Origin of the sequence: Kitasatospora sp. NPDC092286, from assembly GCF_044755565.1 — a bacterium.
In the GTDB taxonomy this organism is placed as follows: Bacteria; Actinomycetota; Actinomycetes; order Streptomycetales; family Streptomycetaceae; genus Kitasatospora.
Map to the genome: position 1 here is coordinate 90,167 of NZ_JBIVRD010000017.1, position 26,417 is coordinate 116,583.

General features: G+C 73.4%; 19 protein-coding genes and 2 tRNA genes. 10 read left to right on the forward strand and 11 right to left on the reverse strand.

The genetic code is table 11. The features are described 5' to 3' along the window. Window positions 1-84: 84 nt before the first annotated feature. Window positions 85-1,365 carry a hypothetical protein gene (locus ACIQIB_RS19355; protein WP_400655654.1) on the reverse strand — a complete coding sequence of 427 codons (1,281 nt, stop codon included), beginning with the start codon at window positions 1,363-1,365 and terminating at the stop codon, window positions 85-87. A 267-nt stretch (window positions 1,366-1,632) separates the two neighbouring features. Next, window positions 1,633-2,229 (reverse strand): VTT domain-containing protein, encoded by a 597-nt coding sequence (locus tag ACIQIB_RS19360; protein WP_363606722.1) that lies wholly within the window; start codon window positions 2,227-2,229, stop codon window positions 1,633-1,635. 531 nt (window positions 2,230-2,760) lie between these two features. On the opposite strand from ACIQIB_RS19360, the gene ACIQIB_RS19365 reads away from it, so the two are divergent. Then, entirely contained in the window at window positions 2,761-3,861 is a 1,101-nt protein-coding gene (locus tag ACIQIB_RS19365) for an LLM class flavin-dependent oxidoreductase (protein WP_363606723.1), read from the forward strand. Between the two features lie 134 nt (window positions 3,862-3,995). Here ACIQIB_RS19365 and ACIQIB_RS19370 read toward each other — a convergent pair whose 3' ends face one another. Together ACIQIB_RS19370 and ACIQIB_RS19375 are read right to left on the reverse strand one after the other, a co-directional pair. Continuing rightward, window positions 3,996-6,194 carry a putative bifunctional diguanylate cyclase/phosphodiesterase gene (locus ACIQIB_RS19370; protein WP_400759222.1) on the reverse strand — a complete coding sequence of 733 codons (2,199 nt, stop codon included), beginning with the start codon at window positions 6,192-6,194 and terminating at the stop codon, window positions 3,996-3,998. 472 nt (window positions 6,195-6,666) lie between these two features. Further along, entirely contained in the window at window positions 6,667-7,092 is a 426-nt protein-coding gene (locus ACIQIB_RS19375) for an OsmC family protein (protein WP_363606726.1), read from the reverse strand. 306 nt (window positions 7,093-7,398) lie between these two features. On the opposite strand from ACIQIB_RS19375, the gene ACIQIB_RS19380 reads away from it, so the two are divergent. Further along, on the forward strand, window positions 7,399-7,734 hold the full coding sequence (locus ACIQIB_RS19380; RefSeq protein WP_363606727.1) for a chorismate mutase: 336 nt from the start codon (window positions 7,399-7,401) through the stop codon (window positions 7,732-7,734). Between the two features lie 234 nt (window positions 7,735-7,968). After that, on the forward strand, window positions 7,969-8,808 hold the full coding sequence (gene lepB / locus ACIQIB_RS19385; RefSeq protein WP_400759225.1) for a signal peptidase I: 840 nt from the start codon (window positions 7,969-7,971) through the stop codon (window positions 8,806-8,808). Here lepB and ACIQIB_RS19390 read toward each other — a convergent pair. From ACIQIB_RS19390 to ACIQIB_RS19400, 3 genes are all read right to left on the reverse strand, one after another. Next, complete coding sequence (locus ACIQIB_RS19390) at window positions 8,771-9,868, reverse strand: EamA family transporter (protein ID WP_363606731.1); 1,098 nt, start codon at window positions 9,866-9,868, stop codon at window positions 8,771-8,773. The genes lepB and ACIQIB_RS19390 overlap by 38 nt on opposite strands. A gap of 157 nt (window positions 9,869-10,025) precedes the next feature. Next, window positions 10,026-12,554 (reverse strand): transglycosylase domain-containing protein, encoded by a 2,529-nt coding sequence (locus ACIQIB_RS19395; protein ID WP_400759227.1) that lies wholly within the window; start codon window positions 12,552-12,554, stop codon window positions 10,026-10,028. A 277-nt stretch (window positions 12,555-12,831) separates the two neighbouring features. Then, window positions 12,832-12,905: transfer RNA gene (locus ACIQIB_RS19400), tRNA-Lys, on the reverse strand. Window positions 12,906-13,041: 136 nt separating this feature from the next. Here ACIQIB_RS19400 and ACIQIB_RS19405 point away from each other — a divergent pair. Both ACIQIB_RS19405 and ACIQIB_RS19410 read left to right on the forward strand, forming a co-directional pair. After that, window positions 13,042-13,926, forward strand: a complete 885-nt coding sequence (locus ACIQIB_RS19405; protein ID WP_400759229.1) for a DUF998 domain-containing protein — start codon at window positions 13,042-13,044, stop codon at window positions 13,924-13,926. Continuing rightward, window positions 13,923-14,798 (forward strand): alpha/beta hydrolase, encoded by an 876-nt coding sequence (locus ACIQIB_RS19410; protein ID WP_363606735.1) that lies wholly within the window; start codon window positions 13,923-13,925, stop codon window positions 14,796-14,798. Before ACIQIB_RS19405 ends, ACIQIB_RS19410 begins: the two co-directional genes overlap by 4 nt. 96 nt (window positions 14,799-14,894) lie before the next feature. Here the strand turns inward: ACIQIB_RS19410 and ACIQIB_RS19415 are convergent. Together ACIQIB_RS19415 and ACIQIB_RS19420 are read right to left on the reverse strand one after the other, a co-directional pair. After that, window positions 14,895-14,968: transfer RNA gene (locus tag ACIQIB_RS19415), tRNA-Lys, on the reverse strand. 578 nt (window positions 14,969-15,546) lie between these two features. Beyond that, window positions 15,547-16,632 (reverse strand): LysR family transcriptional regulator, encoded by a 1,086-nt coding sequence (locus ACIQIB_RS19420; RefSeq protein WP_363606737.1) that lies wholly within the window; start codon window positions 16,630-16,632, stop codon window positions 15,547-15,549. 213 nt (window positions 16,633-16,845) lie between these two features. Between ACIQIB_RS19420 and snpA (ACIQIB_RS19425) the strand changes: the two genes are divergently transcribed. From snpA (ACIQIB_RS19425) to ACIQIB_RS19440, 4 genes are all read left to right on the forward strand, one after another. Continuing rightward, window positions 16,846-17,481 (forward strand): snapalysin, encoded by a 636-nt coding sequence (gene snpA / locus ACIQIB_RS19425; RefSeq protein WP_363606738.1) that lies wholly within the window; start codon window positions 16,846-16,848, stop codon window positions 17,479-17,481. A gap of 325 nt (window positions 17,482-17,806) precedes the next feature. After that, window positions 17,807-18,424, forward strand: a complete 618-nt coding sequence (gene snpA, locus ACIQIB_RS19430) for a snapalysin (RefSeq protein ID WP_363606739.1) — start codon at window positions 17,807-17,809, stop codon at window positions 18,422-18,424. Window positions 18,425-18,612: 188 nt separating this feature from the next. Continuing rightward, window positions 18,613-19,272, forward strand: coding sequence for a pentapeptide repeat-containing protein (locus ACIQIB_RS19435; RefSeq protein ID WP_363606740.1), 660 nt, complete (start codon window positions 18,613-18,615; stop codon window positions 19,270-19,272). Between the two features lie 226 nt (window positions 19,273-19,498). Continuing rightward, a complete protein-coding gene (locus ACIQIB_RS19440; RefSeq protein ID WP_400759235.1) occupies window positions 19,499-21,574 on the forward strand; it encodes a phosphocholine-specific phospholipase C in 2,076 nt (691 codons plus the stop codon). Here ACIQIB_RS19440 and ACIQIB_RS19445 read toward each other — a convergent pair. After that, window positions 21,564-22,391 carry a phosphoribosyl-dephospho-CoA transferase MdcG domain-containing protein gene (locus tag ACIQIB_RS19445; protein WP_400655676.1) on the reverse strand — a complete coding sequence of 276 codons (828 nt, stop codon included), beginning with the start codon at window positions 22,389-22,391 and terminating at the stop codon, window positions 21,564-21,566. The two genes, ACIQIB_RS19440 and ACIQIB_RS19445, sit on opposite strands and share 11 nt — an antisense overlap. 365 nt (window positions 22,392-22,756) lie before the next feature. Between ACIQIB_RS19445 and ACIQIB_RS19450 the strand changes: the two genes are divergently transcribed. Beyond that, entirely contained in the window at window positions 22,757-23,020 is a 264-nt protein-coding gene (locus ACIQIB_RS19450; protein ID WP_363606744.1) for a hypothetical protein, read from the forward strand. A gap of 82 nt (window positions 23,021-23,102) precedes the next feature. Here ACIQIB_RS19450 and ACIQIB_RS19455 read toward each other — a convergent pair whose 3' ends face one another. Continuing rightward, on the reverse strand, window positions 23,103-26,399 hold the full coding sequence (locus ACIQIB_RS19455; protein ID WP_400759238.1) for a S41 family peptidase: 3,297 nt from the start codon (window positions 26,397-26,399) through the stop codon (window positions 23,103-23,105). Window positions 26,400-26,417: the final 18 nt, after the last annotated feature.

The window sequence follows — 26,417 nt, forward strand, 5'->3', positions numbered from 1 at the left end:
GGCCGGTGGGGTGCCGGACCGCCGACCGGTCCGGCACCCCCAGCAGCACCCTCGCCGGCCGCTGTCCCTGCGGTCGTCCGGGTTTCAGCCGGCCGTACCCAGGAAGGTCTCCCACCCGCCGGTGGGCGCCTGCCCAACGTTCAGCGTGCGCAGCTTGCGGAGGGTCGACTGGTCCTGGGCCTCCAGCCAGTCGACCAGCTGCCGGAACGACACCAGCCGGACCTCCGGCTTGCCCGCGATCGTCTTGAGAGTCTCCTCGACGGCGTCCATGTAGATCCCGCCGTTCCACTGCTCGAAGTGGTTGCCGATGAAGAACGGCGCGCGGTTGCTGTTGTAGGTGCGGTCGAAGCCGGCCAGGTAGGCGTCCCTGGCCTGGCTGCGCCAGTCGTTGTACTTGCCCGGGTCGCCCTTGGTGCTGCCGGCCGACTGGTTCGCCAGGATGTTGTAGTCCATCGACAGCACCTGGAAGGTGTGCCCGGGGAACGGGATGCTCTGCAGCGGGAAGTCCCAGACCTTGCCGTCCTGCACCTTCTGCGGCCAGATCTGCAGGCCGCCGGAAGAGCTGGCGTCGTACTTCCACCCCATCTTCGCCGCGGTCGGCAGCAGGGCCTTCTGCCCTTCGAGGCAAGGGGTTCGCCCGCCGATGAGCTCCTTCTTGTAGTCGAAGGGAAGCGGGTCGACGTCGGTGAAACCGGTGTTGGTCCGCCACTGGGTCACAAACGAGATCGCCTGGTCTATCTCGCTCTGCCAGTCCTCGGACGTCCACTTGTTGACCCCGTTGCCGTCTGAACGGGTCGAGCAGAAATGCCCGTTGAAGTGGGTGCCGATCTCGTGGCCGGCCAGCCAGGCCTGGCTGATGAGCTTGAGCGTGCTCTTGACCGCGCCGTCCGAGAGGTACGGGATGTCGGACGCGCCGACCGAGTGCTTCGGCGGGTGGTAGAGGTCGGCCTTGCCCTTCGGGAGGGCGTAGATCCCGGAGAGGAAGAACGTCATCGAGGCCTTGTGCTCCTCGGCCAGCTTGAGGAAGCGGGGGAACTGGCCGTCCTCCGTGCCACCGGCGCCGTCCCAGGAGAACACCACGAACTGCGGCGGTCGCTCACCGGGCTTGAGCTTCTCGGCCTTGGGCTGGTTCGGCTGGGGGCCGGTGTCGGCGTTGGAACCATCACCGATGGGCGTCCCCTTGGGCGGCACGCCCTTGGCGGGATCTCCGGTTCCCGTCCGCCCGTTGCCGCTACTGCTGCCGGAAACAGGGGAGGAGGTGGTGGAGCCAGGACTCGATCCGCCGCTGGAACACGCCGCGACCGCCCCGAGAGCCGCAGTCGCAGCGGTGGCACTGAGCACGGTCCTTCGAGAGATGCTGGTCATGGTCTCCCCTGGATGCCCTGGCCGGGTGCCGAGGGTGGCGGAGGGCCACACCGGTCAAATCGGGCAATTGATGAATATTCCGCCGTTAGCATGCCACGCGGACTCAGGGGTCACCAAGGTGCCGAGGTCCGTCGACAGCCAACACGCGCAGCGTGCCCACATAGGCTGCGAAGACCGGCCTTCTGTTTCCGTCCTGTGACGCTTTGCGCTCACTGGCCCGTGCCGCCGCGGCGGATCACCGAGCCCTCAGCCCCCAGCCGTCAGCCCTCAGGCGGCGGCCAGCCGCCGGCTGCGGCGCACGACGCGCGCGATGGCGGTGCTGACGATGGTGGCGGCGGTGCAGGAGACCGCGAGGCTCAGCCAGGCGGTGTCGAACCAGTGGCTGTTGAGCCAGCCCAGCGTCACGATGTAGGCGGCCCAGACCAGTGCGGCCAGCGCGGACCAGCGGAGGAAGCGGCGCGGGTGGGCGGGGGAGTGGCCGATGGCCAGGTCGAGGACGGTCCGCCCGGCCGGTACGAACCGCGCGATCACCACCATCGCTGCCGCCGCCCCGGTGGTCCGGCCGTCCAGGGCCCGTTGGACCTTGGCGACGTTCGCCGCCAGCTGTGGGCGGTGCTCAAGCCGTCGACTCACCAGAGGGGCGCCGCGCCGGGCGAGGCTGAGCAGCAGGAGATCGCCGAGGAACGAGGCCAGTGCCACGCACAGCCCCAGCACCACCGGCGCGCCGTCTATCTGTGCCGTCTTGAGCACGGCCAGGATGACCAGCGTCCCGCTGGGGATGAAGGGCAGAAAGGCGTCGCCCAATACGGCGCAGAGCGCCAGGGCGCAGATCCACGAGGATCCGATCACCGCCGCGATGTCCAAGGTCCATACTCCCTCCAGGCTGCCCGAGGGAGCAGATGGCTGCAGGGGTCAACGCTAGCGCCTCGACTTTTCATGCCATGAAGCACCCCGGGCATGCCCTGCGTCACAAGGCGCGAGCCCCTGGAGCGGGGTGCCGCTCCAGGGGCTCACGGGGATCGATCGGCGCTGGTCCAGCCCGACGACCTTGCTGGTGGAGTGCGGATCCGGTTGGGTGATCCGCTCCTGATCACTAGCCTGCCGGACGTCGGCCGCCGATCGCGAGCCCTGCGGTTGGCGACTTCCCGCTCTGGCGTGAAGTCGCCACGCGTGTCCGCCCGCTGGCTCTGAGTCAGCCGAACGGTCGGTAGCCGCATCCTCACCCGACCGGGGCGGCGCCGGCACCAATGGCACCAGCACCAACGGGACCGGCACCCGGACGGGCCGCCCGGCCCCGGGAACAGCCGACTCGGCCGTGTGGTTGACCTCCGTCGGCAGAAGCGACCACCGGCGCATGGGCACGGTCGCTCCACGACAGCCCGGAGGGCGGACGGTATGACCACCGAGGACCAGCAGGAGCGCGGACCCGAACCGCAGACCCACGCGGCGATCCGAGGCACTGTCCGGGGGGCGGCGCCCGCGCCGCTCTCGATCCTCGACCTGGCCACCGTCGGCGTCGGCTACACGCCGGGCGAGGCGCTGGCCGCGACCACGACGCTGGCACGCAGCGCGGAGGAGTGGGGCTACCACCGCTTCTGGGTGGCCGAGCACCACGGCATGCCGGGCGTCGCCAGCTCCACGCCGGCCGTCCTGCTGGCCCACCTCGGGGCCCACACCACGACACTGCGGCTCGGCTCGGGCGGAGTCATGCTGCCGAACCACGCCCCGCTGGCGATCGCCGAGCAGTTCGGCCTGCTGGAGGCTCTGCACCCCGGCCGCATCGACCTCGGCCTCGGCCGGGCCCCCGGCACCGACCCCGCCACCGCGCGAGCACTGCGGCGGGGCCTCGCCGACGGCGCGGAGGACTTCCCCCAGCAGCTCGCCGAGCTGACGCACTTCCTCGACGGCGACTTCCCGGCCGGCCACCCCTACGCCCGGTTGACGGCTGTCCCACAGGGGGACGGGCGGCCCCCGATCTGGCTGCTCGGCTCGTCGGGCTTCAGCGCCCAGCTGGCCGGCCGCCTCGGCCTGCCGTTCGCGTTCGCCCACCACTTCAGCAGCGTCAACACCATCCCGGCCCTCGATCTCTACCGCTCGGCGTTCCGCCCGTCGGCCGTGCTCAGCGAGCCGTACGCGCTGATCGGGGTGAGCGCGGTCGCGGCCGACGACGAGACGACCGCCCGACGGCTCGCGCGCTCGGCGGCGCTCGGGATGCTCCGGCTGCGCAGGGGGAACCCGGGCCCGATCCCCACCCCCGAGGAGGCCGAGTCCTACCCGTACAGCCCGGTGGAGGCGGACTTCGTCGACGACTGGCTGGGCAATGTCGTCCTGGGCTCACCGGGCGAGGTCGCCGACGGGCTGGAGGCGTTGCGCAAGCGGACCGGGGTGGACGAGCTGATGGTCACCTCGCACATCCACGGTCACGAGGCCCGGTACCGCTCGTACGGGCTGATCGCCCAGGCGTACGGACTGACCGGGCAGTCCGGCACCGCCTGAGCCGGGCCGAGGCCGGTCGCGGCGGACCGGCGCCCGGGTCGGCGCCCGAATCCGCGCCCGTCCCGGCGCCGCCGCGCACACACTGTGCGAACACCGCGCGGACACCGTTCCGGCCGAGCCGCGGCAATCCGCCGCTATCGCCCGCCCGGCCCCGGGCGGCCCTCACGGAGTATGGCGGCGACGAGCTCGGCCTCGCCCGGCCTGGCGAAGTACCAGCCCTGGGCGGTGTCGCAGCCGGTCAGCCGCAGCCGCTCGGCCTGCGCCGCGCTTTCGATGCCCTCGGCCGTGACGGTCAGGCCGAGGGTGTGGGCCAGCTGCACCATCGCGCCGACGATCTGCTCATCGGCGTCGCTCCGGCGGGTGCCGGCCCCGGGGAGCTCGGTGCGGCCCGCCGGGGCCGGGTCGCGGAACCCTTCGATGAACGTGCCGTCGAGCTTCAGCACGTGCACCGGCAGCCGTGAGAGGTACGCCAGGTTGGAGTAGCCGGTGCCGAAGTCGTCGATCGCGATCCGGACGCCCATGTCGGCGAGCGCCTGCAGGGCCTGCAGGGGGCGCCCGCCCGGGCCGAGCAGCGCGCTCTCGGTGATCTCCAGTTGCAGCAGCCGGGCCGGCAGACCGGTACGGTCGAGCGCCTGCGCCACGTCGGCGACCACGTCGGAGTCCCAGATCTGCCGGGCGGCGAGGTTGACGCTCACAAACGTCTCGGTGTCGGGGAACTCGGTGAGCCAGCGCTGCGCCTGGCGGCAGGACTCCTCCAGGACCCACTTGCCGAGCGGCACGATCGCACCGGACTCCTCGGCCAGCGGGATGAAGCGGTCCGGGGAGAGCGTCCCGTAGCGGGGGTGGCGCCAGCGGACGAGGGCCTCGGCGCCGCGCACCGCACCGTCGGAGAGGCCGACGAGGGGCTGGTACTCGATGGTGAACTCGCCGCGCTCCAGGGCCGGGCGCAGTGCGGTGGCGAGCAGCTGGCGGGTGAGCTGGTGGGCGCCGCGGTCCGGGTCGTAGAGGGTCCAGCGGGCCCGGCCGTCCGCTTTGGACCAGTACAGGGTGGCGTCGGCGTCCTTGACCAGGTCGGTGGGTGTGGTCTCGTGCACGGACCGTTCGACGACGCCGACGCTGGCGGTCACCACCAGCCGGTGCCCGGCCACGTCGAAGGGCTGTTCCAGCACTGCGAGGATCCGGCCGGCCAGGTCGGTCAGCTGGTCACTGCCCTTGCTGTCGGTGACCAGGACCGCGAACTCGTCGCCGCCCATCCGGGCCACCAGATGGGCGGCCTGTTCGGAGAATCCGTGCCGGAGCCGGGTGGCGACGGCGATCAGCAACTGGTCGCCGATGTGGTGACCGAGTGTTTCGTTGATCGCGGCGAAGCCGTCGAGGTCCAGGTAGCAGACCCCGACCCGGCGCCTGTCCGGCCCGGCGGGGCCCGCCCCGGTCGCCGGGGAGGCGGCTGCGGCTCCGCCCGGCCCGACGGCCGGGCTGTCTCCCGGGCCGCCGGTCTGGCCCGCCGCCGGGCCGCTCGTGGTGAGGCAGGCGGCGTCGAGCCGTTCGAAGAAGGACGTTCGGTTGGGCAGCCGGGTCAGCGGGTCGTGCAGTGCCTGGTACTCCAGGCGGTCGCCGAGCCGGCGCTGCTCGGTGATGTCCTCGACCATCGCGAGCGTGTAGAGCGGGCTCCCCACCTCGTCCCTGATCAGGGAGATGGTCACCTTGCTCCAGACCGTGTGGCCCTCGCGGTGCTTGAGTTGTTTCTCCACCCGCAGCCGTTCGCGCTCACCCCGGACGAGTTCGGGGAAGAGGCGGTGCGGCATGCCCTCCGGGTCGATGGTGTCGTGGATGTGGGTGCGGACCAGTTCGCCGACCCCGCGGCCGATCAGTGTGGCGAAGGCGGGGTTGACCTCGATGATCCGGTCGTCGGGGTCGATCAGTGCCATCCCGATGCCCGCGTCGCAGAAGGCGGCCCGGAAGCGGGACTCGCTGGCACGCAGCGCGGCCAGTAGCCGGTCGGTCCCCTCGGCCGGCTGGTCGGCTCCGGCGGCCGGCCGGTGCGAGCCGTTCGTCAGCGGGGCCGAGCAGGTGGGGCAGCGGACGACGGTGCTGTCGACCGCGGTGGCGATCCTGCCGGCCGCTCCGAAGCCGGGTACGGCAGCGTGTCCGATGTCGGCACCGGTGCCGGGCCCGGTACCGGTTCCGGGCATGGCCCTGTCACCGGTGACGGTGTTGACGGAGAAGCCGTGCGTGCCGTCCCGTGCGGCGCCGGAGGTGCCGACGGGGCCGTCGGCCGGGCGGAGGGCCGGCGACAGCAGACGACGGTGGTGTTGCGGTTCTTCGTGCCGCACGCCTGGGTGGTGTGCGTCGGCCCCCTCGTTCTGGCCCGGCACGGCATGCTCCCGTCCGCTGCTGACGCTTGACGCTGGTCCGGCCGGACACCCGGGACTGCGGCGGCCGGCTCCCGCACTCTGTCGAGGTCCTCGGAGTCCGGTGCTGAGCGCTCGTTGGTGAGCGTTCGTGTGGAGACCCGCGTGAAGAACAGGGCGCTGCGGCCGATCATAAGACGCGGCGACAACGCGCGGTGACCGCCGCCGGGGTGATTCGTCCGCTTTGAGATCAAGTGTGGTGGTACGTGCGGACGCCCCCGGTGCACATCACATGATGTGCACCGGGGGCGCGTGCTCCGAGTGCACGCCGTCGGGCGCTCCTTGAGTACCCGGAGCGCGCCCACATGTTCATGCCGCGCACCGGCCCGCCGAGCCCGCATGACCCGCCGGAACGCCGGCCCCGGGATCGGAGCCGGCGGCCCCGGCAGAGGGGTCAGGCCAGCTTGGCCGTGAGGGTGATGGTGGTGCCGGTCAGGGCCTGGCTGACCGGGCAGTTCGCCTTGGCGTCCTCGGCGGCCTTCACAAAGCCGGCCTCGTCGAGGCCGGGCACCTGGCCGGTGACGGTCAGGTGGATGCCGGTGATACCGGTGCCGGGCTGGAAGGTGACATCGGCCTGGGTGTCCAGCTTGGTGGGCGGGGTGCCCGCGCCGGCCAGGCCGTGCGAGAGGGCCATCGAGAAGCACGCGGAGTGCGCGGCGGCGATGAGCTCCTCCGGGCTGGTCTTGCCGTTGGGCTCCTCGGACCGGGCCGGCCAGGAGACCGGGTACTCACCGATGCCGGAGGAGGCGAAGGTCACCTGACCCTTGCCCTCGAGCAGGTTGCCTTCCCACGCGGTGCGGGCGGTGCGAGTGGTTGCCACGATCGGTACCTCCAGGTATGAGGAACTGCTGATTCGTCACTTCCGGTCATGCCGCGCACCAGCCTACGGGGAGGTCGGGGGCCGACCACGCGCAGCGACTCGGGGCGCCGTGCCCGGAAGTACCCGGGCCCGCGCCGGCCGGTGCGCGGGCGCCGGTCGCCCATCGGTCCGTACGCTGTCCGGATCGTGGACGGATACGCCGAATGGTGCGGATCCGCGCCGGGCGCCCTGTTAGATTTGCCCGGGCCCGAGCCCGGCCGTCGGACGGTCGGGTGCCCACCACCAGACAGCCGCGGAGCCGCCCCGATGACGGATCACCCCACGACCCCCGATGCCGGACTTCCCGAGGGGATCGACGACGCCGTGCGGGCCGAGCTGACCAGCCTGCGCGAGAGCATCGACAACATCGACGCCGCGGTGGTCCACATGCTGGCCGAGCGCTTCAAGGCGACCCAGCGGGTCGGCCGGCTCAAGGCCGAGCACAGGCTGCCGCCGGCCGATCCGGCGCGGGAGCGCGACCAGATCCGGCGTCTGCGGGAGCTGGCCGCCGGGGCGCATCTCGATCCGGTGTTCGCGGAGAAGTTCCTCAACTTCATCATCGCCGAGGTGATCCGCCACCACGAGGCGATCGCCCGCGCCTGAGCCCGCGGACCCCAGCCCGTACCCGAGCCCGTGGGCCCGGGTCCGTGCCCCTGCGGCCGTGCCCGAGGCCGCGCGGGTGCCGGGACTCACCGGGCGATCCGCAGGCGATCGCGTCGCTCTCTCCTCGACATGTCCTCGGCCGCGATGTCGGGCGCAGCTAAAAGCCGGATTTCGTGAGGCTTCACGGTTGGCGTAGCGTGCAGGTTCCCCCAGCCGGAGAGGTGAGCAGCGACGATGGCGGTGAACCTGCCCGATACGCACAGCGACGCCGGGGCCGGCCAGCCCCCGGCTGTCGGCGGCGGCCACAACGGCCACGGTGGCTCCAGCGATGGCGGTGGCGGTGGCCGCGCCGAGGCACGCCGGGCACGGACGCGGAAGGCGCCGAGGCCGTCGAAGCCGCAGAAGGACGCCGGGGACCGGCGGGCAGGGCGTCGTCACCGACCGTGGTGGATCGAGATCCCCGCGATGGCGGCGGTCGGCCTGGTGTTCGCGCTGCTGATCAAGACCTGTCTGTTCCAGGTGTTCACCATCCCCTCCGGGTCGATGGAGAACACGCTGCGGATCGGCGACCGGGTCGGGGTGAACAAGCTCGCGCCGTTGACCGGCTGGGAGCCGGAGGCCGGCCAGCCGGTGGTCTTCAAGGACCCGGGTGACTGGCTGCCGCCGCAGCCGACCGGCGGGAACCCGGTGTCCAACGCCCTGGGCTCGGTGCTCGGCTTCGTCGGGCTGATCCCGCCGAAGGACGACAACTACCTGGTCAAGCGGGTCATCGCGACCGGCGGCCAGACCGTGCAGTGCTCGGGTACCACGCTGACCGTCAACGGGGCGAAGGTCGACGAGCCGTACCTCCACCCCGGGGACGACTCCTGTGCCGGGATGAACTTCGGGCCGGTCACGGTGCCCCAGGGGTACGTCTGGGTGGAGGGCGACCACCGCAGCGACTCGGCGGACTCGCGCTACCACCAGCGCGGCCCCGGTGGTGGGGCCGTGCCGGTGGACAACGTGGTCGGGCCGGTGTCGGCCGTCGTGTGGCCGCTCAGCCACCTCGACTGGTTCGGCTGGGTCGGTCGCTGACCTCGCGCTGGGAGGCCGCGCGTCCCCCGGAACCACGGGCGGTACCGGCCGCCTCCGCTCCGGCCGCGACAGCACCGGTCACCTCGGCCCCGGTCACCTCGGATCCGGCCGCCACGGCACCGGCCGGTTCGACCGCGGGCTTGCTCGCCTGGGCCGCGAAGGCGCCGGCCAGGACGAGCAGGCCGCCGGCCATCTGCGGCAGACCCAGGTGCTCGCCGAGCAGGATCCAGGCGAGGACGGTGGCGACGACGGCCTCCAGGTTGGCCACCACCCCGGCGACCGGGGGCGACAGGTGCCGGACGGCGACCACACCGGTCAGGTAGGCGAGCACGGTCGCGATCAGGATCATCCAGGCCGCCGGGACGAGCGCGGGCAGCGTGTGCCCGTTCATCACGACGTCACCGCCGAGCGGGCTCCAGTCGGCCTGCCAGGGGCGGGTGAAGGCGGTGAGCACCACCGCGCCGATCAGCAGCCCGTACGCGCTGACGGCGATCGGGTCCACCGGGCGGTCCCCCCGGCTGCCGGCGTCGGCCAGGACGAAGTAGCCGACCTGACAGCAGGCCGCCCCGAGCGCGAACAGGACGCCCAACGCGTCGAAGCTCAGACCGTTCCAGACCTCGACCACGCAGGCCAGCCCGGCCACGGCGACGCCGGCGCCGATGGCGGAGCCCCGGCTGATCGGCCTGCGCTGGACGAACTTGACGTAGCCGATGAGCAGCGGGGGGCCGAGGTACTCGATCAGCAGGGCGACGCCGACCGGGATCCGAGAGATCGCCGCGAAGTAGCAGGCCTGGACGCCGGCCACGGCGAGCAGGCCGAACCCGAGGAGCAGGCCGGGCCTGCGGAGCACGACGGCGCGGTGGCGGTAGGCCAGCGGGAGGAGGACCACGGCGGCGCCGGTGACCCGGAGCCAGACCACATGCAGCGGCGAGAGGCCGGCCTCGATCAGAGGCTTGGCGGCGGTGCCGGAGCCGCCGAAGGCGACGGCGGAGACCAGCGCGAGGGCGAGGCCGAGGGTTCTGCCCGAGGAACGGTCGAGCCGGGGCGTTGAGCTGTGCACCGACGCATTGTGACAGTCATACCGGCGCTTGGGTAAGGCGCCATTTCGGTATTTGGTCCTGCCTGAACCTGTGCAGGGTGGCGGGTAAACCTGGGATCGCCCGAAAACGCCCGTCGGCCGCGACCACCCCCAGGCGGTCGCGGCCGACGCGCCCCGACTACTGCCGCGCGCCCGCTCCGGAGAGCGCGCCCGCGCCCGTGCCGCCACCCGTACTCGTATCCGAGCCCGTGCCGGAGCCCGTGCCGGAGCCCGATCCGCCCGTGCCGCCACCCGAGCCCGAGCCCGAGCCCGTACCGGAGCCCGTGCCGCCGCCCGTACCGCCCGAGGGCTCGGGCGCGGTGGTCGGACCGGTGGTCGGCGCCGGCGTCCGGGTGGGCTTGCCGCTCGGCCGGGGCGTCGTGGGCTGGGTGGGGGCGGTCGCCCCGCCGCCCGAGCCCGAACCACCGGAACCGCCCGAGCCACCCTGTCCGCCGGACGAGCCCGAGGACCCGGAGGACCCGGAGCCGCCCGAGGACCCGGAGCCGCCCGAGGACCCGCCGCTCGACGCCCCCGGCGGGGTGCCCGCGCCGGAACCGCTGCCCGAGCCGCCCGTCGCACCGCTGCCGCCCGAGGAGGCCGGGGCGGAAGCCGACCCGGACGGGGTCGAGGAGCTGTCCGGGCCGCCGGAGGATCCGCTGTTCGACGAGGAGTCGTCCGCGCCCGACGGCGAGGCGAAGTTCGCGACCGGCTGCCCCTTCAGCGCCGCCTTCATGTAACTGGTCCAGATCTGCGCGGGGTACTGGCCGCCCGCCGCGCCGTCGATCCCGCCGGTGCCGCTGAGGCTGACCTGGGCGCCGGTGGTCGGGTCCTGGCCGAACAGCGCCACGGAGGTCACCAGCTCGGGGGTGTACCCGACGAACCAGACCGACTTCTGGTCGTCCGTCGTGCCGGTCTTGCCGGCGACCGGGCGGCCCAGCGCCTTGGCCCGCCAGCCGGTGCCGCCCGGGTCGCTCACCACGCCCTGCAGCATCGAGGTGACCTGGCGCGCGGTCTCCTGGCTGACCGCCTGGGTGGTCTTGTGGGCCGGGAGCGGGAGCTGCTCGCCCTCGCGGTCCACCGCCTGCACCAGCCACGGGGTGATCTGCTTGCCGTCGTTGTCCAGCGTGGCGTACACACCGGCGATGTCGAGCGGGCTCGGGGTGGCCGCGCCGAGCGGGATGGACGGCACCGGGTCGAGCCCGGGGGTGTTGCTCGGCAGGCCGAGCGCGATGGCGGTGTCCCGGACCTTCTGCAGCCCGGTGTCCTGGGCGAGCTGGGCGAACACCGAGTTCACCGACCAGTCGGTGGCCTGCTGAAGGGTGACCTGGCCATAGCTCTTGTCGCCCTCGTTCGGCGGCGCGTACGGGGTGCCCTTGCCGCCCCGGACCTTGCGGCCGCTGGTGCCGTCGTACACCGTGCGCGGTGTGATGGTCTGACCGGACTGGGTCTTGGCGCCGTTCTCCAGTGCCGCGGCCAGCGCGATCGCCTTGAAGGTGGAGCCGGCCTGGTAGTCACGCCGGGTGGCGTTGTCGATGTAGTGCTTGGTGTAGTCGACACCGCCGTACAGGGCGACCACGGCACCGGTCTTCGGGTCGACCGAGACGGCGCCGGCCTGGGCGGCCGCGTCCTTCTTCCGCTTGTCCGGGTTGAGGGTGTCGTGCAGCTGCGCCTGCACCGAGTCCTGGAGGGCCTGCTGGCGCGCCGGGTCGACGGTCAGCCTGATGCTGTAGCCGCCCTTGGCCAGCTCGGCCTCGGTGATGATCTGGTTCGAGGTCAGGTACTGGGTGGCGGCGTCGACCAGGTAGCCGGCCTGGCCGGACAGACCGGGATTGCCCTGCGGGTCCTTGACCTCGGGGAAGGCGGTGGCGGTCCGCTCCTCGGCGGAGAGCCAGCCCTCCTTCACCATGCCGTCCAGGACGTAGTTCCAGCGGTTGAGGGCGTTCTGCTTGCCCGCCGGGGTCGCGGTGGCCACGTCGTAGGCGCTGGGCGCGTTCAGGAGCGTGGCCAGGTAGGCGCCCTGGGCGGCGTTGAGGGCGGACGCGTCCACGCCGAAGTACGCCTGGGCGGCGGCCTGGATGCCGTAGGCGCCGCGCCCGTAGTAGGAGGTGTTGAGGTAGCCGGAGAGGATCTCGTCCTTGCTCTCGGTGGCGTCCACCTTGATCGCTATGAAGAGTTCCTTCACCTTGCGGGTGACGGACTGCTTCTGGCTCAGGTACGTGTTCTTCACGTACTGCTGGGTGATCGTGGAGCCGCCCTGGGTGCCCTCGCCCTTGGCGGTGTTGAAGGCGGCGCGGGCCAGACCGGGCACGTTGACGGCGCCCTCGTGGTAGAAGTTGCGGTCCTCGGCGGCCAGCGCGGCGTGCTGGGCGGCGGGGGAGACCTTGTCCAGGCCGACGTTCTGCCGGTTGGTCTGGCCGGTCCGGGCGATCACCGAGCCGTCCTGGTAGAGCCAGGTGTTGCTCTGGGCGGTCGCGGCGGCGTGCGCGTCCGGCACCTTCACCAGGGCGACGCCCAGGGCGAACAGGCCGACGCCGAGCAGCAGCGAGGCCGCGAGCCCGAGCAGGGTCATCCGCCAGGTCGGGATCAGCCGGCGCCAGCCGGTGCGCTTCGGACGCTTCGGCTTGCCGCTGCGGGCGGGGCGCTCCGATGAACGCTTCAGGCGCTTCACCGGGCGGAGTCTGACGGACGGCACACGGCGGCCGCTCTGGGCGTTTCGGGACAAAGCGGCGGCCTTTCCTGTGGGTGGACCGAGCCAGCCTGCACAGACGGGTTCGTCGACGGTTAGGGACCTTTGTCCCGTTTCCGGTTTACAGCCCAGAACGCGTGGAAAGGGTCGGTTGGCTCCGCCAGAACAGGAAGCGAGACCGACATCACACGCAAATCGGGCACCATGGGCAAAAAAATCGGGGAGCCCCTCGCGTGTGCGAGAGGCTCCCCAATGTCTGTGCGCCGCCAGGGACTCGAACCCCGGACCCGCTGATTAAGAGTCAGCTGCTCTAACCAACTGAGCTAGCGGCGCCTGCTGACCTGGAAAACAATACACGGTTTCGAGGGGTGCGTCGTACCGCCGCGGTCCGGCCGGGGGTCCGCTGCCCGCCGAGGGTGCCCGTTTCCGCCCGGTTGGGGCGGAGTTTTCCGCCGGTTAGGGTGGAAACGTGCCCAGCCCAGACCCCGGCCGCCGGAAAGCTCGGCTCGCCGTCGCAGCCCTGCTGCTGCTCAGCGCGGTGGCGTACACGGCGTGGGTGCTGGAGGTGGTGCTGAGCACCGGCCTCGACCCGGTCCAGGCGTACATCAGCGAACTCGCCGCCGAGGACCAGCCGCTGGGCGGGCTGTTCCGGGCCACCGACCTGGTCGCCGGGCTCGCCGTCCTCGCGGCGGCCGTCACGGCCCTGGTCGCGGGCGCCCGGTCCGCGGCGCGCCGCACCGCGCGGGCCGACGGCGCCCGAGCCGGTACCGGGCCGGTCGGCGGCGTGGGGCCCTGGCTCCCCTGGGCGGTGACCGGCTGGGCGGCGCTGGCCCTGTTCGGCGTGGCCACGGCCGCCGACTCCCGCCTGCCACTGAGCTGCGCGCCCACCAGCGACGAGATGTGCGCGGCCCGGGAGACGGCCGGGCTGGTCCCGGCCACCCATACCGCGCACGCCGTGACCAGCAGCCTCGCCATGGTCGGGGCGCTCACCGGGCTGATCGCGCTCACCGTCGCGGCCCGGCGCTACGGCTGGTGGCCGCCGGTCCGCCGGTTCGGACCGTGGCTGCTGGCCGGCGAGCTGCTGGCCACCGGCTGGAGCCTGGCCGCGATCGCCGCCTTCGAGGCCGGTCACGGCACCTGGTCACTGGGCGCGGGCCAGCGGCTCCAGGTCCTCCTGGTCGCACTCTGGCTGGCGGTCCTGGCCCGGAGCGTCGCCCGCTTCGAGGGGCCGGCGGCCGTTCACGGCGGCACCGGACGGCACGCCGGGCAGTGCACCGGGCGGCACCCCGAACGGCACGTCGAGCACGACGCGGCGCAGGGCCAGGCCGGGGCCGAGGGGTGGGAGTCGCGATGACCATGGAAAGAGGGGGCGCGACGGCGACGTTCCTACGCATCGACGGCATACCCCTGCATGTGCGCATCGAGGGCGACGGGCCGGTCTGCCTGCTCACCGGCGGGCTCGGCAGCAGTTGGTTCGACTGGGACCTCGTCGTCTCCTTCCTCGCCCCGTACCGCACCGTGGTCCGGTTCGACCGGCCCGGGTACGGGTTGAGCGCGCCGGAGCCCGCGACCCGTCCGGCCCCCTCGGCGGCGGGCGAGGCCGAACGCATCCGGGGCGTGCTGGACGCGCTCGGGCTGCACGGGCCCTGCACGGTGGCGGGCCACTCGCTGGCGGGGTTCCACGTCGAGGCCTTCTCCCGGCTGCACCCGGAGCGGGTGGCCGGGCTGGTCCTGCTGGACGGCAGTGTCGAGTCGGACCCGCGCCCGCGCCCGGCTCCCGGACTGCGGGATCTGGCGGCCCGTACCATCGCGGGCGCGGCCACGGCGGTCGCGGTGCCCTACCTCTTCGGGCCGACCGCGCGCCGGCTGACCGCCAGAGCGTCCACGGTCCGCCGGGAGGACCTCGCCCCGGCGCCCCTGGTGCGGCACTGCTACCGGACCGGCCGGGCCCTGCGCGCGCTGCTCCGGGAGAACGCGCGCTACCTGGACATGGCCGCCGAGCTGGACGAACTGCGGTGCACCGCGCCGCTGCCGGACGACCTGCCGGTCACCGTGCTCGCCGCCGACGACGGGTGTCGGACCCGCCGTACCCAGGACTGGCTGGGCGGCCAGCGGGAACTCGCGGCGTTGCTCGGGGCCGACTTCCGGACCACCGCACCGGCCGGTCACCTGCTGATGTTCGACCGGCCGGACGCGGTGGCCTCGGCGATCCTGGACACCCGCTGAGACGGGGCACGCCGCCCCGCACTCGGCGTCCGGTGCCCTGCCCCGGAAACGCCTCAGGCCGTCCACCTGAGGTGAACGGCCTGAGACCTTGCCATGTGCGCCGCCAGGGACTCGAACCCCGGACCCGCTGATTAAGAGTCAGCTGCTCTAACCAACTGAGCTAGCGGCGCCTGCTGACCTGGAAGAGGTTACACGGAGCCGGGCCGATCCGCCGAATCGCGACCGCGCGGCCACACTCCGTCGCGAGCGAGGTCAACCTCGTCGCCGTCGTGGTGGCGACCCGCAAGGGCCTGGCCGGCCTGGGCTCGCCCGGTCTGGCGGGCGTGGACTGCGTCAAGGTGGGCCGGGAGAAGTGGCTCGCCTTCGCCGCCCTCCGCGGAAGGACCGCGGCCGCCCGCGGGAGGGCCGCGGCCACAGCGACGGCATGGCAGGCGCTGGCGAGCAGCGCGGTGATCACGAGGCCGGTGGTGCGGACACGGGGGGAACGGCGCCGCCCCCGCTGTCCTGCCACCGGCCTTGACCTTCCGCGTTGCCCGCAGGCCACCCGTGTCGTGGAGTCCGCCCGGACCCGCTCCCTGTCAACCGGGACGAATCTAGCGGGGTGATCCGCCGGGCCGTGGCGTACGGCGCGCGGGCATGCCCGGAAACCCGCCGAGCTGTCACCCGGTTCGCGCACGGCGGCGTCAACTGGGGCTGACGGAGCGGCGAAACGGGCGAAACGGGCGAAACGGGCATGTCGGGAGTGCCCTCATCGCGCCGTGCCGTCGCCCGAGGTGCCGCACGCCAGGGAGGGCGGAGCCGCCGGGGCGGACTGAGCCGCGCGGGCCTGCCCCTCGGACGGGCGGTCGTCGAGGTCCTGGCCCAGCAGGTGGTGCAGTACCTGGTCGTGTCGGACCAGCCAGGCCAGATAGGCCGGATTCACCCGGGCCAGGTCCAGGTAGGCGGCGCGCAACTCCCCGTAGAGCGCGTCGAGCGCGCGCGGGCTGAGCGCGCGCGGCCGCCAGGCCAGCAGCAGCCGGACGGCCAACGGGTCGCCGTGCACCGGCCGGACGACCGTGCCGGGCCCGGGGGACGAGGTCGGCTGGCAGGGCCGGACGGCCTCGCCGGAGGCGACGAGTTCGGCGGCGGTGGCGTTGTCGCGGACCTGTACCACCCGCGGGTTGAGCCCGGCCTCGGTGAACACCCGGCGCATCGCCGCGTATTCGTGGTCGGCCGTCGGGTCCACCATCCAGGTGTCCTCGGCGAGGTCGGCCAGGTGGACGACGGGCAGTGTGGCGGCCGGATGGCCGGCGGCGAGTGCGACGAACTGCGGCTCACGGGCCATCAGTACCCGGTGTTCGGCATCGGGCGGCACCCGCAGCGGGAAGCCCTCGCTCTCGTGCACGAAGGCGACGTCCAACTGGTCGGCGGCGACCATCCGCAGCAGGGCGTTGGCGGAGATGTCGATGTGGATGGTGGTGTCCGTCTCCGGCAGCCGGTCGTGCACCCGGCGCAGCCAGGCCGCCACCGCCCGGCTGCCCACGCTGCCGATCCGCAGCCGCCGTTTGCGCTCGCTGCCCGCGGACTCCAGGGCCTCCTGCCGGGCGGCGGCGACCAGCGCGGTCATCTCGGCGATCACCGGTCTGGCCCGGGACAGCACCGAGTGGCCGAGCGCGGTGGGCCGGCTGCCGGTCTGCTCACGGGTGAACAGGCTGCCGCCGACGGTCCGTTCGATGCGGTGCAACTGGGTGGTGAGGGAGGGCTGGGTCATGCCGAGCTGCAACGCGGCCTTGCGGAGGCTGCCGGTGTCGGCGATCGCGCACAGCACCCGGAGGTGTCTCACGTCGAGCTCCACATCGGGAGCATAACGGCGCCAACCTGACTCGCCAAGGACATGACATGCGTCAAGGTTGTGACGGTCCTGCGGTATTGGGCGCCGCTATCGCCGATTGACATCATCCGCCGGGAGGCGGGCCGGGTCGAAGCTCTGGGGCAGAGAGCCCATCCCCGCCGCGGCCGGCCCCCATCGGCCGACGGCGCTCCGGCATCCGTGAATCGGAGCCCCCACGTGAAGCGATCCGTTCTGTCGGCCGCCCTCGGCCTGGTCCTCGCGACCGGTCTCGCCGCAGTCCCCGCCACCGCGACGGCCGCCGTCGCCGCGCCCGTCCAGGGCTACACGGCCACCGCCCATGCCGGGACGGCCGCGCACCGGTCCGACAACCTCGCCTTCTACCAGGCCGTGATGAAGTCGGCCCTGGCCAGGCAGGCGAAGACGCCCTACCTCAAGTCCGTCGTGGTCACCTACGACACCACCAATGCGCCGTCCTTCGCCGGTGAGATAGCCCAGGCCGCCCAGATCTGGAACGGCTCGGTCGGCAACGTCCAGCTCCAGGAGGGCGGCAACGCCGACTTCTCCTACTACGAGGGAGACGACCCGAGCAACGGCTCGTACGCCAGCACCGACGGCCACGGCCACGGGTACATCTTCCTCGACTACACCCAGAACCAGCAGTACAGCTCACTGCGCGTCACCGCGCACGAGACCGGCCACGTGCTCGGCCTGCCGGACGACTACTCCGGCCCGTGCAGCGAGCTGATGTCCGGCGGCGGTCCCGGCCCGTCCTGCACCAACCCCTACCCGGACGCCGCCGAGCGCCAGCAGGTCGACGCCCTCTGGGAGAACGGCCTGCGGGCCGCGCACTGACGCCCGACCGGCACCGGTAGCGGGCCGCCCGGCCGGTACGGGCGGCCCGCTACGCGTTCGCGTTTTCCGCTCGTCCTGTCCATGTCCGCCTCCTCGCCGGGAGCCTAACCGCCGCCCGAGTGGAATGCCAGGGGCATGTCAGAGTCAAGGCGATTCAAAGACACCTCAAAGGCCCCGGATAGCAGGGGTATTGGGCGGCACTATCACCGGTTGACATCATGCGCCGGGCCGCCGCGCTGCCCGAAGCTCTGGGCATCGACCCGCTCGACAGGTGTCCCGCCGCCGACCCCCATCGGCCGCGGCGCTCATGAATCGGAGCCCCCACATGAACCGCATTTCACGGACGTTCTCCGCCGCCGTCGGTCTCGCGCTCGCCGCCGGCCTGGTCGCCCTGCCCACCGCGGCCGCCGCCGCGCCGGTCCAGGGCTACACGGCCACCACGGGGTACGCGGGCTCGGCCGCCGAGGACGCCGGCAACAAGGCGTTCTACGAGGCCGTGATGAAGTCCGCGCTCGCCAAGCGGGCGGCCACCCCGTACCTCAAGGCCGTCGTGGTCACCTACGACGCCAGCAGCGCCCCGAGCTTCGGCAGCCAGATAGCCCAGTCCGCCCAGATCTGGAACAGCTCGGTCGCCAACGTCCAGCTCCGCTCGGGCTCGGCGGCCGACTTCCGCTACTACGAGGGCAACGACTCGCGCGGCTCGTACGCCAGCACCGACGGTCACGGCCGGGGCTACATCTTCCTGGACTACCAGCAGAACCGGCAGTACAGCTCCGTCCGGGTCACCGCGCACGAGACCGGCCACGTGCTCGGCCTGCCCGACCACTACTCCGGCCCGTGCAGCGAGCTGATGTCGGGCGGCGGCCCCGGCACCTCCTGCACCAACCCCTACCCGAACAGCGCCGAGCGCAGCCGGGTGAACTCCCTCTGGCTCCGCGGCTGACCGGTTCGCACCGGCCGCAGCCCTGACGGCCCGGCCGCTCCCCGGAGCGGCCGGGCCGCACGCGTCCGCGCGGTCCTTCCGGCGCCGCGATCCCGCCGTCGCGGCGCTGTCGGTGTCGGTGTCGCTGTCGGTGCCGCGTGCGAGCATGCGGACGAGGACCCGTCCGCCGACCGTGAGGTGCCACCGCCATGCCCCTGTCCGTCCCCGACCGCCTGGCCGACCTGCCGTACGCGGCACTGCTGCGCCCGCACACCGGGCCGCTGCGCAGTGACGAGCGCTACGACACCGTCCACTTCGACGGCGGCGAGTACCGCGACCAGTCGGCCGGCGGTGCCACCTTCCTGGAGTGCGCGTTCACCGGCGTCTCGCTGAGCGGGATGAAGCTCCGCCAGGCCCGCTTCAACGAGGTGTGGGCACAGGCCGGCCGCTGGGTGGCCTGCGAACTCAGCGACAGCGACTGGCAGGACAGCGCCGTCACCGGCGGCGTCCTGGCCGGCGTCGCCGCGCACGGCTCGGCGCTGCGCCGGGTGGTGTTCCGCGGCTGCAAGCTGGAGGCCGTCAATCTGCGCGCCGCCGTCCTGCGGGACGTCGTCTTCGAGGACTGCCTGCTGCGCGACGTGGACTTCGGCGACGCGAAGCTGACCGATGTCTCCTTCCCCGGTTCGACCCTGGAGGAGGTCCGGCTGCGCGGCGCCAGGATGACCAGGACCGATCTGCGCGGCGCCGTCCGGCTCGGCCTCACCGACGGGCCCGAGGGCCTGCGTGGCGCCCTGATCAGCTCGCTCCAACTGATGGAGCTGGCGCCCCAGTTCGCCCACGCCCTGGGCATCACCGTGAAGGACGGCTGAGCTCGCGCCCGACCCGCCCTCAGGCCCGGCCCGCCGCCGGGTCCGGCACCCCGGTGGGGCGGCCCGCCGTTCAGCTCCCGGCCGCTCGGTGACGGCGGGGAGAACAGTCCGCCAACCCTGGCGCGGCCCTCTGGTGGGGCCGTTCGGGGCGGGAGGAGGATGCTGCGCGATCGATGAGCGCCGACTTGTGTGCACAACATCGCCAGCGAAGGGACGGGCCGGGCTGATGGCCGAGCTGAGTCGTAGGAAGTTCGTCACGCTGTCCGGCGCCGCCGCGGCGGGTCTGGCCGTGGCCGGGAGCACCGGAGCGGGGGCGGCGCCCGCCGCGGGGCCCGCCACCGTGCCCTCGGCGGCGCTGTCGCAGACCGGCACCATCGCCGACGCGCGCCACATCGTGATCCTGATGCAGGAGAACCGCAGCTTCGACCACTACTTCGGCCTGCTGCGCGGCGTGCGCGGCTTCGCCGACCGCAGCGCGATCCAGATCGCCGGCGGCTACAGCGTCTTCAACCAGCCCAACGGGCTCGGCCGGCAGTACCCCTGGCAGTTCAGCGCCACCAAACCGGCCGGCGGCGCCGACCCCGCGCGCCTGGCCCAGTGCAATGGGGATCTGAGTCATGCCTGGAGCGACCAGCACCGGGCGTGGAACGGCGGCAAGCTGGACTCCTGGGTCGCCGCCAAGGGGAACGTCCGCACCCTCGGCCACCTCACCCGCCAGGACATCCCGTTCCACTACGCGCTCGCCGAGAACTGGACCATCTGCGACGCCTACTTCTGCTCCGTCCTCAGCGCCACCGGCCCCAACCGCACCTACCACTGGTCCGGCCAGATCGACCCGGCCGGCACCGCGGGCGGCCCGGCGTACGACGGCGGCGACGAGAAGGGCCTGCGCTGGCAGACCTACGCCGAGGCGCTGGAGAACGCCGGTGTGAGCTGGAAGGTCTACCAGAACGCCGCCGACAACTACGGCGACAACGCCCTGGCCTATTTCACGCAGTTCACCGGTGCCCCGGCCGGCAGCCCGCTGGCCGTCAAGGGCATGGGCTCCGTCCCCAGGGCGACCGGCCGCACCCCGGACGACATCGTCGCCGCGATCAAGGCCGACGTCCGCGGCGGCACCCTTCCGCAGGTCTCCTGGATCGTCCCCGACCAGGGCTCCTCGGAGCACCCGTACTCGACCCCCACCGACGGCGCGCACTTCGTCCACAACGTGATCGACGCGCTCAACGCGGACCCGGACGTCTTCAACTCCACCGTCCTCTTCCTCAACTACGACGAGAACGACGGCTTCTTCGACCACGTCCCGCCGCCCGCGGCCCCGGCCGGCACCCCGGGCGAGTTCTACAACGGGACCAACATCGGCCTCGGCTTCCGCGTCCCGATGATCGCCATCTCGCCCTGGACCCGAGGTGGCTGGGTGAACTCCGAGGTCTTCGACCACACCTCCGTCCTGCGCTTCCTGGAGCAGTGGACGGCCGCCCTCGGCAAGCCCGCCAGCTGCCCCAGCATCAGCGACTGGCGGCGTCGCGTCTGCGGCGACCTGACCAGCGCCTTCGACTTCGCCAACCCGGTCTACGGCCTCCCGGCGCTGCCCAACACCGACGCGGTGATCGGCATGGCGAGCTGTGGACCGCTGCCCAACCCGGCGCCGGTCGACAACAAGCTGCCCGTCCAGGAGCCCGGCACCCGCCCGGCGCGCGCCCTGCCGTACCAGCCGAACGCCAACCTGGACCACCTGGAGTTCGGCTCCGGCGGCGCGGTCAAGGTCTGGCTGGCGATGGCCAACGAGGGCCCGGCGGCCCGGAAGTCGGCCCACTTCGCGGCCTACGCCAACGCCTACCGCAGCGGCGGGCCCTGGCAGTACACCGTCGACCCCGGCGGCAGGCAGAACGACTTCTTCAACTGCGGCACCGGCTACGGCGGCGGCCAGTACGACCTGTCCGTGGTCGGCCCCAACCGCTTCCTGCGCCGCTTCAAGGGCGACACCACCAAGGCGGGCCGGAACGCGGCCGTCACCGCCTCGTACGCGGTCGAGCCGGGCACCGGCCGGCTGGCCCTCTACCTCCGGCTCGCCAACTCCGGCACCACCGCGCTGACCTTCACCATCGCCTCGAACAACTACCGCACGGACGGCCCCTGGACGTACCAGGTGCCGGCCGGCGGCAGCGTGAGCGACTTCTTCAACGCGGTGGCCTACACCGACGGCTGGTACGACTTCACCGTCACGGTGGACGCCGACGCCACCTGGTCGCAGCGGTTCACCGGCCACCTGGAGAGCGGCACGGCCAGCGTCAGCGGTTGAACGGCCCGGGCCGCAGGCCCTGGGGGAACCACGGGTCGTGGACCTCCCGGGGCCCGTCGGGCGTCAGCAGGGTGAGGGTCAGCGGCCCGGCCGCGTACTCGGCCAGCAGCACCGCGCCGTGCCGGGTCTCCAGTTCGGCCTGCACCGGTACGGGCAGCTTGCTCAGCGCCCGTCGCAGGTGCAGCGCGTCCCGTCGGCTGACCGGCTGCGGGGCGCGCAGCACCAGCCGCAGCGGGCTCAGCGGTCCGGTCACCGGTTCGCCGGTGGCCAGCTCGTAGCCGATCGCGCCGATCGGGCCCCAGGCCAGCCGGTGGTCCGCGACCAGCTCGTCGACCACCGGCAGCACCGCCAGCGCGGGGACGGCCGCCACCCGGGCGGCCGGCAGCAGGGCGTGCCGTCCGATCAGCTGCTCGGGCCGCAGCGTGCGCGCCACCGCCGCCTTCGGCGCCAGGGCGTCCAGCCGCTGCCCGCGCTCGGGGCCGCGCACCGTCACCGGGAGCCAGTGTTCGGGCGCGGCCGAGACGTCCCGGGTGCAGCGCACCGGGTGCGGGGTGTCCAGCGGAGCGCCCACCCGGGCGGGCGCCCGCCCGACCGTCACCCAGGGGTGTGCGCGCAGCACCAGCCGCGCCCAGTCCGGCAGCTCGCCGCCGCCGAGCGGCCGCAGCGAGCTCGGGCACTGCATCAGCAGCAGGTCGTGCGTCCCGGGCAGCCGCCCGTCCAGCGCGGCCAGCGGTCCGACCAGTCGGCGCGGTCCGCCGACGTGTTCCTCGTGGGCGCGGCGGCGGGCGGTCGGTTCCGGCTCGGCGGCGACAGGCATGGCAGGCTCCAGCGGTGAGAGGCGGCGGATCGCGTCCGGCCCGTGCGCGGTGGGGATCCCGCGCGCGGCCGTGACCTTTCGGGGTGACCTGTTCGGGGACGGCCTGTTCGGGGTGGCCTTTCGCGGGTGGGCTGCGGGGTCGCCCGGCGGCGCCGCCGGGAGCGGCTGACGTCTCCACCCTCCGCCCGCCCCGTACGGGGCGGCTACGGCCCTTGGATGCTTCCTACCCGGGACCAAGGACCCAACCGGCGGCCGGTCCGGTCCGGCCGTCTGCTCAGGTCGTCCGCTCCGGCCGTCTGCGGATGCGCTTGTCCGGCCCCGGTGTGAGAGTGGGGGCAGCCCGGTATCCGTCCGGAGGAGGAGTCATGGGCATCTTCGACAGGTTCCGCCACAGGGCGCACGACGCCGGGGAGGCCAGGTCCTCCCTCGGCGGGAGCCATGAGCAGGACACCACCGCGGCGACGGAGGCCGCCCGGCGTGCCGCCCTCGCCCACGACGAGGCCGCCGACGCGTTCAGCGACGAGACGGAGAAGGTCCGCGAGGCCAGGTCGGCGGAGCGGCTCACCGAGCGGGAGGCCGAGGAACGGGCCCGCGAGGACATGACCGCCGAGGGCGATCCCTGGGACTGAGCGGGACTGAACGGCGCGAGCGCCGACGGGGCGTATCCGTCGGCGCTCGCGCCGTTCGGCGTCCACCGCGGCAGCGCCCGGTTCAGCGCTCACGCGGGGGCAGCGGCGGCCGCCGCAGATCCGGACGCGGGGTGTCGTCGGGCGGCGGGACGGCGGCCGGGGCGTCCTCCAGCAGCTCCAGCGCCAGCTGCACCGCGGTGACCAGCTCGGTGTGCCGGCCCCGGGCCCAGTCGTGCGGGGTGCGCAGCACGTGCACGTCCGGTTCCACGCCGTGGTTCTCCACCGACCAGCCGAGCCCGCCGGTGAACCAGGAGGCGTTCTTCGGTACCGAGATCTGCGTCCCGTCGCCGAGCAGGTGCCGACCGGTCATGCCGACCACCCCGCCCCAGGTGCGGTTGCCGACCACCGGGCCCAGCCCCAGCAGCTTGATCGCCGCGATGATCACATCGCCGTCCGAGCTGGTGGCCTCGTCGGCCAGCGCCACCACCGGGCCGCGCGGGGCGTAGCGCGGCCACCGCACCGGCTGCCGCCCGCGGCTGAAGTCCCAGGCCAGCACGCGCCGGGTGAGCTTCTCCAGCACCAGCTCGGAGACGTTGCCCCCGGCGTTGCCGCGCACGTCCAGCACCAGGGCCGGCTTGTCCAGCTCACGGCGCAGGTCGCGGTTGAACTGGGCCCAGCCGGAGCCGCCGAGGTCAGGGATGTGCAGGTAGCCGCACCGGCCGTCGCTGAACTCCCGGACCAGCGCGCGGCGTTTGGTCACCCAGTACTGGTAGCGGACGGCCCGTTCGTCGGTCAGCGGGGTGACGGTGATCCGTCGGACCGGGGCGTCCGGGCCGGCCGCCCCGCGCAGGGTGAGTTCCACGGTGGTGCCGCCGGTGCCGGCCAGCAGCGGCGCCGGGCCGCGCACCGGGTCCACCGGGCGCCCGGCCACCGCGAGCAGTTCGTCGCCCGGCTGGACGCCCCGGGTGGCGAGCGGTGCGCGGGCGCGCGGGTCGGAGGATTCGCCGGGCAGGACGCGGTCGACCAGCCAGCGCCCGTCGGGCGTGCGGTGGGCGTCGGCGCCGAGCAGGCCGAGCGGCTGCAGGCCCGGTGAGGTGCCCTCGCTGCGCCGGGACGGGGTGACATAGGCGTGCGAGGTGCCGAGTTCGCCGAGGAGTTCGCGCAGCAGGTCGGCGAAGTCGTCCGGCCCGGCGATCCGCTCCAGCAGCGGCTCGTACTGGGCGACCAGGGCGGGCCAGTCCAGCCCGGACATGCCGGTGTCCCAGAACTGGTCCCGGACGATCCGGGCCGCCTCGTGGTACGCCTGGCGCCACTCGGCGGCCGGGTGCACGGTGTGGGTGATCCGGCGCAGGTCGACGCCGGTCCCGGCGGAGGGGGCGCCGACCGGGACGACCCGCAGGGTGCCCGCCGAGTAGACGGAGATCGAGCCGCCGTCGCCGGAGACCGCGTAGCCGTCCAGCTTGTCGACCAGGGTGGTGCGGGTGCCCCGGACCAGGTCGAAGTACTCCAGGGAGGGGCGGCCGGAGGTGTCGTCCGGGTTGGTGAAGGTCTGCCCGAGGGTGCCGGAGATCGGCCAGCGCAGCCAGACCAGCCCGCCGCGCACGGCGTCGGTGGCCGAGTACTTGGAGGCGACCACCGGGAACTGCACCAGCCGCTCGCCGATGTTCTGCGGATCCACCCGCACGGTGCCGTCGCCGTCGTCGCGCGGGGCGCCGTCCTCGGCGGGGGCGGCGAACGGGGAGGGGGTGTCGGCGGTGAGCGGGACGAGGTAGGGGCGGCAGCCGAGCGGGAAGGAGAGGTCGCCGGTGTGCACGTCGTGGACGGGGTCGAAGCCGCGCCAGGAGAGGAAGGCGAGGTAGCGGCCGTCCCGGGTGAACACCGGCTGCTCGTCCTCGAACCGGCCGTCGGTGACCTCGGTGATCGGCGCGGGCGCGTCGGCGCGGGTGAGCCGGATGCGGCGCAGCGAGCGCCCGGCCGACGGCTGGGACCAGGCGATCCAGTGCGAGTCGGGGGAGAAGCGGGCGGCGGAGACCGGGCCGTAGTCGGAGGCGGCCACTTCACGGACGGCGCCGTCGGCGGTGGCGACCAGGAGCAGCCGTCCGTCGGAGGTGGCGGCGGCCAGCCGGGTGCCGTCGGGGGAGGCGGTGAGTTCCAGGACGCGCCCGATCCGCCCGGCGGCGAGCAGGCGGTGGTGGTGGCGCGGCGTCGGCGTCCCGGGCTCCGCGGCCGGGTGTCCGGTCGGCCCGTGCGCGGTCGCCGGGTGCCCGGTGGCCTGGTACCCGGCCGGTTCGTGCCCGGGGAGGGGGACGACCTCGACCGCGTCCGCGCCCTCGGCGTCGGTGATCCAGGCGGCCTCGCCGGTGTGGCCGAGCACGACCGGCAGCCGGGTGCGCACGCCCGGGGTGTCGGCGAGCGCCCGGGCGGGGCCGTCGCGGTGGGTCAGCCAGTACTGGCTGCCGCGTACGGTGACCACCCCGGCCCGGCCGGTCTGGTCGCAGGCCAGGTCCTTGACGTGGGCGGCGGCGTTCACCTGGTACGGCCGCCGGCCGGCCCGGGCACCGCCGAGCGGGACGCGCAGCCGGCGCGGCGCGGACGCCTCCAGGCTCTCCAGCAGCCAGAGGTCGCCGGCGTGCTGGTAGACGATCCGGGTGCCGTCGGTGGCGGCCTCCCGGGCGTAGTACGAGGCGTGGTCGGTGTGCCGGCGCAGGTCGCTGCCGTCGGGGCGGCAGGAGTAGAGGTTGCCGATGCCCTCGTGGTCCGAGAGGAAGGCGATCCTGGGATCGCCGGGCCCTCCCACCGGCATCGGTGAGGAGAGGTGGCCGGGGTGGCCCGGGAGGATCTGCTCGCCGTCCACCCAGAGCCGGCCGGTGGCGCCGCCCTGGTAGCGCTTCCACGCGGCGGGCTCGTGCGGGGCCGAACCGGTGAGCAGCACGGTGTTGGTGCGGCCCATCTGGGCGTCGCCGACCGGTCCCCAGGGCATCCGGCGGCCGGGGGAGCCGTCGGATGGCAGCGCGTGCGCCCAGGTGTAGTGGCCGAAGGGCTCGTGGAAGGAGGTGACGGCCAGCACCTCACCGTCGGGCAGCCAGCCGCGGACCCGGGTGTCCTGGCTGCCCCAGTAGCTGAGCCGGACGCCCTCGCCGCCCTCGACCGGGGCCGTCCACACCTCGGGGGCCGGGCTCTGCCAGCTGGTCCAGGCGAGGGTGCGGCCGTCGGGGGAGAACCGGGGGTGGCTGACCCGGGTACGGTCGCAGCTGACCCGCCAGGCCCGGCCGGTGCCGCCGTCCGGGGCGAGCGGCGCGAGCCAGACGTCGTCCTCGGCGGTGAACGCCAGCAGGCCCCCGTGCAGGTGGGGGTGGCGGAGGTAGCCGGGCGAGGTCACCCCTCCATCCTTCGACGG